The sequence below is a fragment of the Robinsoniella sp. genome (assembly GCF_034124845.1).
In genome coordinates, this window is sequence record NZ_JAWYAJ010000604.1 from 1 (window position 1) to 10,039 (window position 10,039).

Genomic DNA, 10,039 nt, shown 5'->3' on the forward strand with positions numbered 1-10,039 from the left:
AAGGGGATACAGCGGTTCTTTACGTATTCAACTGTCAAAGACAGGATTATAGCATAGGTTTCTACTATTTTACAAGGCATTCTCCGCAAAAGTTATCAGAAGCTTATCAAAAGGGACTGTTTTTTAATCTTCAAACAATTCTGTGCTGTAATAACGTTCTCCCGTATCCGGAAGAATGGTAACCACTCTTTTTCCCGGACCCAGCTTTTTTGCAAGGCGCATTGCCGCCGCCACATTGGACCCGCTTGAAATGCCGCACAGCAGTCCTTCTTCTCTGGCAAGCCGTTTGGATACATCCAGTGCTTCTTCATCCGTCACAATACAGATATCCTCATAGATATCCATATTCAGATTCTCCGGAATCAGCCCATCACCTATTCCCATCTGTAAATGCGTTCCAATGCTTCCGCCTGATAAAATTGCTGCATGTTCCGGCTCTACAGCCCAGATTACGATATCCGGATTCTGCCGTTTTAATACCTCTCCAATGCCGGAAAGCGTGCCCCCTGTGCCCACCCCGGAACAGAAACCATGGATTGGTCCTTCTACTTGTTCCAGTATTTCCACTCCTGTATGGTATTTATGCACCAATGGGTTATCGGGATTGACAAATTGCTGGGGAATATATGCATTGGGATCATCTGCCCCAATACGAAGAGCCGTCTGGAGACACTCCTCGATACAGGCTCCGATATCTCCCTCATCATGTACCAGTATTACTTCCGCCCCATACTGCGTCACTAATTTCCTGCGTTCTTCACTCACCGAATCGGGCATCACTATTTTTACCTTATAACCCTTTACAGCTCCAACCAGCGCCAGTCCAATTCCCTGATTCCCACTGGTAGGTTCCACAATTACCGAATCCTTATGAAGCTTTCCTTTTTTCTCTGCCTCAGCAATCATGTTGTACGCGGTTCTTGTCTTCACGGATCCGCCCACATTTACCCCTTCGTATTTCACCAGGATCTCAGCACTGTCCGCCTGGGACAGTCTGTTTAAACGAACCATGGGTGTATGTCCGATTGCCTCCAATACATTATTATAGATCATTTTCTGCAGCTTCCTTTCCATCTAAAGAATTTTTAGCTTATTTATCCGGCATATTATTTGATACTTTTATATATGCCTATTCATATCATAATAATCTGCATAGTTCTCTTTTAGACCTGATATTTTCTAATAGGAAGTATAGCATAGACCATTTGGATTAGCAATATATACTCATTCATTCCCATAAACCATCACCCATTTATTCCTCTCCCGAAAAAAGATCAGCTTCACATTTTTCAAAATCCCCTCTACTTCCATTTCGCACTGATACTCCATGGAAGAAATCCCCGCAAAATTCTTCTGTTCCGAACACAGTACACGTATACTCCCTATCGTATGTATTTCTCCTTCTTCATCCTGGTATTTTACTAATCTGGGTATGCTGATCCCCGTTCTGGTAAACCAGCAGTAACAGGCTATTTCTATCTGCTTTCCCCGAATTCTCCCAGCATCCGGAGAATCCATATTAATCCCTGTACCAAAAACCATGATTATTCCTCCTATCTTTTCGAACATTTGTTCTGTTTTTGTTATTATAACAGTAAACAACTTTGATTTAAAGTAGCAATAAAAGGAAAATTCAACGGCTCCCATGGCAGTATTTCTTAAAACACTTGCATTGTTATTTATTCTTATCACCGATTTTTCATATAATAATCACATTTTCAGTATATAATAAACAATCAAAGCATATCTGGAAAATGCCTGTAACACAACTTCATTGGTTATTCATAACCGTACTACGGAAATTATTTTTCAGACATGCTCAAAAGGAGGTATGTAACTTGGAACTTTTATTCCAGAACGAAACATCGTATGATGATGAATTTGAAAAACTATATTATGATACTCTTTTAGAGAATTATACTCCTGCTTATCAGGCAGTCAAACGTTACCAGCTTTGGGGAATTGGTTTCCTTCTGATGAGCGTTCTGGCTTTGAGCCAGGCACCTCGATTACGGAGCTGGGGGCTGGGTGCCGCAGGAATGGGAGCCATGGTCCTTGGCATTATCTTAATTTATTATGCCAGAGACTTTTTTAAGAGGTCTTTTGTAAGAACTCTTCGCAAAACCAAACATGACTGCCTCAGGGGTAAAAAGATGACCTTTCAGATTACCCCAAATGCTCTTACCCAGATTGCTCCGGAAGAAACAACGGTGGTTGACTGGTCCGGCATTAAAAGCTGGACCTTGATTCACAATTATTATTTTCTGGAACACGGCGGCAGATATCTGGCTCTTGGTAAAAACAACTTCACAATAGGCACAGCGGAACATTTTCAAATCTTTCTGGACAATAAGTTTAAAAAAATCAGCAGTTGAAAGGCATACAAGCCAGTTTAAAACTGATTTTCAAATTCTTGTTCCGGTATGGGTCTGCTGATCAGATATCCCTGGATATAGTCGCATCCGAATTTACGCAGCAGCTGCAATTGTTCCTCTGTCTCCACACCTTCAGCCACAACTTTCATATTTAATGCTTTCGCCATAGAGATAATACTGGATATGATGGTCTGATGTCTGGGTTCCTTGAGATTTTCATTGCGGAAAAACATCATATCCAGTTTTAAGATGTCCACCGTAATATCTTTTAGCAGGTTCAGGGAAGAATATCCGGAACCAAAATCATCCATGGAGAAGAAAAATCCGCTTACCCGCATGGTGCGCATTACCATCTCCAGCAATTCTGCATTCTCCACCAGCACGGATTCCGTACATTCCAGTTCCAGCAGGCCGTTTGGTATATTATACTTTTCCTTTAACCGAATATAATGTTTGGAAAAGTCCCGTTGAAATACACTGATTCTGGAGACATTCACCGATATTTTAATGGGTTCCCTTCCTTCATCCAGCCACTTGCGCAGAAAACGGCAGGCCTCTTCGAACATATAGCTGTCCAGGTCAATGATAAATCCATTCTTTTCGAATAGCGGGATAAACCGGTTAGGAGGAACCACACCGTAACCCGGACGTATCCATCTTGCCAAGGTCTCTGCCCCAGTTACCCGTATTCCATCCTGAATCTCAGCGATAGGCTGAAAATAAGCGCAAAACTCCCGGTTCTCCAATGCTTTGTACATGGCTGACTCCATCTCTTTTTCCGACAATATCTGTCTGCGCATGTCTTCCGTATAGACGGCATATCTGCTGCCTTCCAATACCTTCACACTTTTTTGTGCAAGGTTGGCACAATCTATCATATCCTCCACGCCAATGCTTTTTCCGCGTTTTTCTATCAAATAAATGCCCGCTACCATTTCAAGCCGCAGCTTTTTCCCTGCCAGCCCCTTGAATTTTGCCAGTAATCCAGCATTTTTCCGAAACCGCTTTTCCAACTCTTCGATGCTGTCGTACCAGAGAAGCGAAACAAAATGATCTGCCGAAACTCTGGCGAATATTTCTCCCTCCCGCTGGTCACGGCTGCTGATTTTTGCCCAATACTGCAAAACACGGTCTCCGAAATCATATCCATAGACGTTGTTCACCAATTTGAAATTGCGAAGATCGCAATACCAAAGGGCATATTTCTTTTCATTTCTGTTTTCCAGAATCTGTTTCGCTTCTATTTTGAACCGGCTGAAATTAGAACAGCCTGTCAAATCATCATATTCTGCTCTGTATTCCAGTTCTCTCCGGTTTCTGGTAGCTTCATCCACATCTGTTATAGTGAATAGGGAACGGTTGATTGTACCGTCTTCCGCCCTTAATACCGTTAGAACAATATGACACCACATAAACTGACCATCTGTTTTTTTCAAACGTACTGTAGCGCCTGCATTCATGGCTCCGTCGATCACTTTTCTAGATATCATCTGCGCCTGGTGCCAGTCATTTGGATGAACGTCATCCTGTGTGATAAAGCGCTGGTTCCCGTTATTGCCTACATTTTTAATAAATGTAAACTGCTTTGCCGGAGGGGATGCGTAGTAACTGTCATTCTCCCTGTCATACTCCAGTAATATGGTTCCGGATAATTCCATGATTCTACGGTAACATTCATCTTCGATCTGTCTGCGCAGCTGTATCTGGAGTGTCCGGTTCTCTTCTTCACGAACTTTTCTGGTATGAATATCCTGAGTTAGGCAAAGATACACCTCATCCCCATTGCCCCTGTCCATGGGAACCAGATAAAATCCTTCCCACTTATAAATTTCACCATCCTTACCTGTCCTGAATTCACCATAAACAGCAGGATTGCCTTCCTGTATTGCTTTTCTCACAAGTTCCCAGTTGGTAAACTGTTTAAAGCGTACCTCGTCCTCAGGACAGATGCGGCTCCTGGCTATGGAATCCAGTTCTTCTCCGAGATTTCCAAACTCCCATTTCTGCATTTCTCCATCACTCTCGCCCAGCATCCGCCTGTAGTGATTTTTCGTTACATTCATTACGGCAATGTCACTGAATATACGATGAACTGACTTTATATAACGGTTTATCAGATCACTTTCCTCAAGATGCTTCAGAGACCTGAATTCTGTCCGATACTCTTTATTGTCCATACTTTTAGGCTGCTGATCAGCGGCTTCCATTTCTGCCCCGGTTTCCGCTGTTTCCCTGCACCTGTTCCGGTCTCTTTTTTTCTGCTCCATCCCCTGTTGATAGAATACAAACTGATTGCGCCCCAGCTCCTTGGCGGTATAAAGCGCAGCATCGGCACGCATATAGAGCTCATCAAAACTGGTTCCGTCCTTGGGGTATACCGCCACACCCATACTTCCGGATACGCAGATGCCTTCTTCATAATGCCTGGAAAGATTCGTAATGATACTTCCCAGCTTCTGTTCCAGAAGGGTATTCAGCGGAATATCCCTTAAGCACATTACGAATTCATCTCCGCCCAGACGCCCCACAATATCATTGATACGGACGGAGGTTTTTAATATATTCGAGATTTCTCTTAATACCTGGTCTCCAAACTGATGCCCCATCTGGTCGTTCAGGGATTTAAAGAAATCAATATCTACCATAATAAAAATGTGCCGGCTGGACAGCGGACTGTGTTCCAGAAGCATTGATACTTCTTCGATTACCGTTCCCCGGTTTAGCAGCCCTGTCAGTGGATCGATCTGGGAACGGTTCTCTAATTCCAGACTTCTTCTTTTTTCTTTATCAATATTGCGTATCAGAATCATCGCCCTGATTTCGTCCAGAACAGCATCTGAAAGAAGAAAAATACAGATTTCCGTCCATACGGGATTGCCCTTGGAATCCAGAACTCTGCAGTCCATTTTCAGGCTGCAGTCTTTTTTATAATATTTATCCAGCAGTCTAATTCTGTTAAAAAAGTGTTCAAATGCCTGTCTGTCCTCTTCATAAATCCACTGTCCGGCCACAAACCCAGCCAGTCCATCATAGGTACCAGCGTTTTGCAAAAGTTCGTCCGCCATGGGACCACCCATATGCTCCACCGTATTCTGGTTCAGGTTGCACTCAAAGGACACAATTTCCCCCGCAAGCTGATTCTCGTTATATTTCTGCCATTTTTCATATGCAGCTTCTTTTTCCCGCTGGACAGTATAGTCCTCATAAATGATAATGCCTCTCTGAACTTCCCCGTCCTGCCCATACGTAAGCCGGTACTTCATTCGGTACCAGTTAAGGTTTCCTTTTTTATTTTTTAAACGGACTACAATCTCGCCCATGGGGATTCCATCCGTCATAGATTGAAAAAACCGGGAAACATCTTCTTTACTTTCTTCAATTACTACCTCTGTATCCAGCAGACCATCCGGCATGTTTGTTATAACTGCCGGAAGTGCAAAATTTTGTAATCCCTTTTTTTCTATATAAAGCGTCCGGTTTTTGATATCATAAATATCCATCACCTTTCCGGTCATGGCAAAAGCTATGCGGTTTTCTTCTTCTTTTAATACCAGCAAAGCTTCTTCACTCTTTCGGTCCGTAATATCCGTAATGGCACAGGTAAGAACCCCGCCCTCACACGGATCATAGGATGACTGTACTCTCATCCACATAATACTCCCGTTTTTGTGGATATAACGGTGTTCACATTCAAAAGTATATGTATTCTGCGCAATTTTTTTATGAAGCATACGGATAAGTCTTTGAAAATCCCCGGGGTAAATGATCTGCTTAACGCCGGTTATCTTCGCCTGCTCTTCCTTTTCAGTATACCCAAACATTTTATAATAGCGGTCATTTGCCCATATTATAGTAAAAACCTTATCACATTTCACCCTGCACACACCGCAGGGAATCTTGTTCCTGTCATTCTTGTTATTCTCTGTCTCCATGGTCCCTCCATATACGGACGCTTCTTGTCAATGATATGTTAATCTGGAATGTTCTTATTATACCTTGAATTCTGTTAAAATACAATTATATAGTGTGCAGAAAAGATATAATTTTCTGCACGCTCCCTCTCCTTTATCATATAATATACAGATACCATAATTATAGAAAAGATGTGATACTCTTGGCAATTCGTATCTTTGTAGACCAGGGACACAATCCCAGCGGCTTTAATGCAGGAGCAGAGGGAAATGGTCTTCGGGAGCAGGATATTACCTACACAGTAGGGGCATATCTGGCAGATCTTCTCGCCGCCGACCCCCGCTTTGAGGTTCGTACTTCCCGTAACTCCCCCACTGAAGTTCTGGGTACCAGTAATGCCACCAGTCTTCGTGAACGTGTAAATATGGCAAACAGCTGGCCTGCCGACTATTTTATCAGCATCCATGTAAACTCTAATACAAACCCTGCCATCAACGGCACTGAAGTCTACGTATACCGACCGGATTCCGTACCTTATTATCTGGCTCAGGATATACTGGCTGAAATTGTACGCCGGGTAGGGACAAAGGATAATGGCGTCCGGATCAATCCCGGTCTGTACGTACTGCGCCGCACTAATATGCCGGCGGTTTTGGTAGAGCTGGCTTATATCAGCAACACCAGTGATGCTCAGCATTTAAGGGATGACCAGTATCAGTTTGCATACGGCATTTACGTGGGGCTATTGAATTATCTGGGACTTCCCCAATTGTAATTGGCGTAACTTTTTAGCTGATTTACGCAATATCCGTTCCCTCCCGCTCTTTTTAAACAATTTCTGATCAATTTCAACATTTTTTTCTTTCTTGTCATGTTTTTGTATGATATAGTATAAAGAGTTAAAAATAATCATAAAACAGGGAGGGAATTTTCTTGAGCGAAAGAAAGATCATTCAAGTTGAGGACAAGGTACCATTTAAACTGCTTGCTCCTCTGAGTATTCAACACATGTTTGCCATGTTTGGCGCATCTGTACTTGTTCCATTTATTTTTGGAATCAGTCCCGCAATCGTATTGCTTACCAACGGTATCGGTACGCTGCTATTTATCCTGATCACAAAAGGGAAGGCACCCGCATATCTGGGATCCAGTTTTGCCTTTCTTGCACCTGCTGGCATTGTAATTGCCAAATGGGGGTACTCATACGCCCTGGGCGGTTTCGTAATCGTAGGTCTGTGCGGATGTATTCTGTCGTTTATCATTTACAAATTTGGGACAAAGTGGATTGACATTGTTCTGCCTCCGGCGGCCATGGGTCCCGTTGTCGCACTGATTGGTCTGGAGCTTGCCGGAACAGCTGCTTCCAATGCCGGGATTTTATCATCCACAACTTATACACTGGATCAGGCATCCGGATTGTATGAGCAGACGGTTACTCCGGTAGCCATGAATAACCTCATTGTCTTTTTAATCACATTAGGCGTTGCCGTTTTCGGAAATGTACTGTTTAAAAAGTTCCTTGCCGTTATTCCAATCCTGATTGCCATTATTGCCGGTTATATATCAGCCGTCATTTTCAATGTCATTGATTTTGGCACCATCCAGGATGCACTGGCAACACCTTTTATTTCCCTTCCGAATTTCCAGCTTCCCCACTTTAATGCGGAAGCGATCCTGATACTGCTTCCGGTTATCCTGGTAATCGCTTCTGAGCACATCGGACACCAGGTAGTAACCAGTAAAATAATTGGACGTGACCTGTTAAAAGATCCGGGTCTTCACCGTTCTTTATTTGCAGATAACTTTTCCACCATGTTATCCGGTCTGGTCGGTTCTGTACCTACCACAACTTACGGAGAAAACATCGGTGTTATGGCTATGACAAAAGTATACTCCGTCCGTGTTATCGGCGGTGCTGCCGTACTCTCGATTCTGTGTTCTTTCATCGGACCGATGTCGGCATTAATCAACACCATTCCGGGTCCTGTCATCGGCGGTATCTCCTTCCTCCTTTACGGAATGATCGGAACTTCCGGAATCCGTATTATGGTAGATGCCGGTGTAGATTATGGCAAAAGCCGCAACCTGACATTGACATCCGTAGTTTTTGTCACCGGACTCTCAGGTGCTGCACTTACTCTTGGCAACGTAGAATTAAAAGGCATGGTACTTGCATGTATCGTTGGTATGATCCTGTCTCTTTTATTCTATATCTTTGACAGGCTGAAATTGACCAACGACAGAGAGGAAGCGTAGGACAAGTTCACCGTAATTTACGATACTTAAAATCTCTTTTCCAACAGGTATAAACCCGCGCGAAAAGAGATTTTTGTCTATTCGGACTAACTGCCCCTATTAACCATAACAGAGAGGTATTTTCTATGAAATTTAAACTGACTGCCCTGGAAAAGAAATGGGTCTTATACGATGTGGGCAACTCAGCATTTATTTTGCTGGTTTCAACAATCATTCCGATTTATTTTAACTATCTGGCTGAAAATGCTGAAATTTCCGACGTGAATTATCTTGCTTACTGGGGTTATGCCGCATCTGTCGCTACTATTTTAGTGGCACTCATCGGCCCCATTGCCGGAACAATTTCAGACACCAAAAATTATAAGAAGAAATTCTTCCTTCTTTCCATTGGAATCGGCATCGCAGGATGTATCATTCTAGGATTCATCCATTCCTGGATCTGGTTTCTGGGTATTTTCATAATCACAAAAGTCGGTTATTCTTCTGCAAATATTTTTTATGACTCTATGCTTACCGATATCACGGTACCGGAACGAATGGACAAGGTTTCTTCCCACGGCTATGCCTGGGGCTATATCGGAAGCTGTATCCCGTTTATTGCCAGTCTGGGACTGGTATTGGGGGCAGAGAAACTGGGACTTACCATGACACAGGCTATGGCGATGGCTTTTTGTATTGTTGCAGCCTGGTGGCTGGCTTCCTCTCTGCCTCTGATTAAAAATTACAAACAGACCTATTATGTAGAAAAGACCGGTAATGCCGCCCTGGAAAGTTTTGGGCGGCTGTATCAAACCCTGAAAGACATGAAACGCCAAAAGCATATTTTTATGTTCCTGCTGGCATTTTTCTTTTATATCGACGGCGTCTACACCATCATAGATATGGCTACGGCATATGGCACCTCTCTGGGGCTTGATACCACAGGACTGCTGCTGGCACTTTTACTGACGCAGATCGTTGCCTTTCCCTGTGTTCTGATCTTCGCAAGAATTGCTCAGAAGCAGGATACCACACGCCTCATAACCATCTGTATTGTGGCATATCTGGGCATCACACTGTTCGCCATGCAGCTGGATTCCCAGTTAGAATTCTGGATTTTAGCCGTATGTGTTGGTATGTTCCAGGGAACGGTACAGGCACTGTCCCGCTCTTTCTTTGCAAAAATCATTCCGCCTGATAAATCCGGTGAATACTTTGGGATTCTGGACATCTGCGGGAAAGGAGCTTCTTTTCTTGGTACCATCCTGGTGAGCTTCATCAGCCAGCTTACCGGAAAAGTTAATCTGGGCGTAGGTGCCCTGGCAATTATGTTCATCCTTGGATTGATCTTTTTCAGGCGGGCAGCGAAGCTCACAAAAGAGCTCTAGAGCGTTTTATAGTGTTCTATTAAATGCATTATATTTGGGTTTAGTTGAGTAAGGACGCTTTGTAGATGGAGGTGGTGTACGGAAAGAGAAGGGGGCGGACCAGGAGAGGGGTTTGGAAGGCTCAACGCA

General features: G+C 43.4%; 7 protein-coding genes. 4 read left to right on the top strand and 3 right to left on the bottom strand.

Going from position 1 to position 10,039, the window contains the following annotated elements:
- Nucleotides 1-123 precede the first annotated feature (123 nt).
- Together cysK and ACH2DQ_RS29740 are read right to left on the bottom strand one after the other, a co-directional pair.
- The gene (cysK, locus tag ACH2DQ_RS29735) at nt 124-1,053 is read right to left on the bottom strand and encodes a cysteine synthase A (protein WP_394916173.1); all 930 of its coding nucleotides are present in this window, start codon (nt 1,051-1,053) and stop codon (nt 124-126) included.
- A 171-nt stretch (nt 1,054-1,224) separates the two neighbouring features.
- The gene (locus tag ACH2DQ_RS29740) at nt 1,225-1,542 is read right to left on the bottom strand and encodes a hypothetical protein (RefSeq protein WP_394916172.1); all 318 of its coding nucleotides are present in this window, start codon (nt 1,540-1,542) and stop codon (nt 1,225-1,227) included.
- 296 nt (nt 1,543-1,838) lie between these two features.
- Here ACH2DQ_RS29740 and ACH2DQ_RS29745 point away from each other — a divergent pair, with 296 nt between their 5' ends.
- The gene (locus ACH2DQ_RS29745) at nt 1,839-2,375 is read left to right on the top strand and encodes a hypothetical protein (protein WP_394916171.1); all 537 of its coding nucleotides are present in this window, start codon (nt 1,839-1,841) and stop codon (nt 2,373-2,375) included.
- Nucleotides 2,376-2,392: 17 nt separating this feature from the next.
- Here ACH2DQ_RS29745 and ACH2DQ_RS29750 read toward each other — a convergent pair whose 3' ends face one another.
- Nucleotides 2,393-6,307 carry an EAL domain-containing protein gene (locus ACH2DQ_RS29750; RefSeq protein ID WP_394916170.1) on the bottom strand — a complete coding sequence of 1,305 codons (3,915 nt, stop codon included), beginning with the start codon at nt 6,305-6,307 and terminating at the stop codon, nt 2,393-2,395.
- Nucleotides 6,308-6,489: 182 nt separating this feature from the next.
- Here ACH2DQ_RS29750 and ACH2DQ_RS29755 point away from each other — a divergent pair, with 182 nt between their 5' ends.
- From ACH2DQ_RS29755 to ACH2DQ_RS29765, 3 genes are all read left to right on the top strand, one after another.
- The gene (locus ACH2DQ_RS29755; RefSeq protein WP_394916169.1) at nt 6,490-7,062 is read left to right on the top strand and encodes an N-acetylmuramoyl-L-alanine amidase; all 573 of its coding nucleotides are present in this window, start codon (nt 6,490-6,492) and stop codon (nt 7,060-7,062) included.
- A 158-nt stretch (nt 7,063-7,220) separates the two neighbouring features.
- A complete protein-coding gene (gene uraA, locus ACH2DQ_RS29760; protein WP_394916168.1) occupies nt 7,221-8,543 on the top strand; it encodes a uracil permease in 1,323 nt (440 codons plus the stop codon).
- Between the two features lie 125 nt (nt 8,544-8,668).
- Nucleotides 8,669-9,910: an MFS transporter gene (locus ACH2DQ_RS29765; RefSeq protein ID WP_394916167.1), complete on the top strand. Its 1,242-nt coding sequence runs from the start codon at nt 8,669-8,671 to the stop codon at nt 9,908-9,910.
- Nucleotides 9,911-10,039: the final 129 nt, after the last annotated feature.

Coding starts and splice junctions, on each gene's coding strand:
- ACH2DQ_RS29740 (WP_394916172.1), bottom strand. CDS start 1,542: ATGGTTTTTGGTACAGGGATTAATATGGATTCTCCGGATGCTGGGAGA.
- cysK (WP_394916173.1), bottom strand. CDS start 1,053: ATGATCTATAATAATGTATTGGAGGCAATCGGACATACACCCATGGTT.
- ACH2DQ_RS29765 (WP_394916167.1), top strand. CDS start 8,669: ATGAAATTTAAACTGACTGCCCTGGAAAAGAAATGGGTCTTATACGAT.
- ACH2DQ_RS29750 (WP_394916170.1), bottom strand. CDS start 6,307: ATGGAGACAGAGAATAACAAGAATGACAGGAACAAGATTCCCTGCGGT.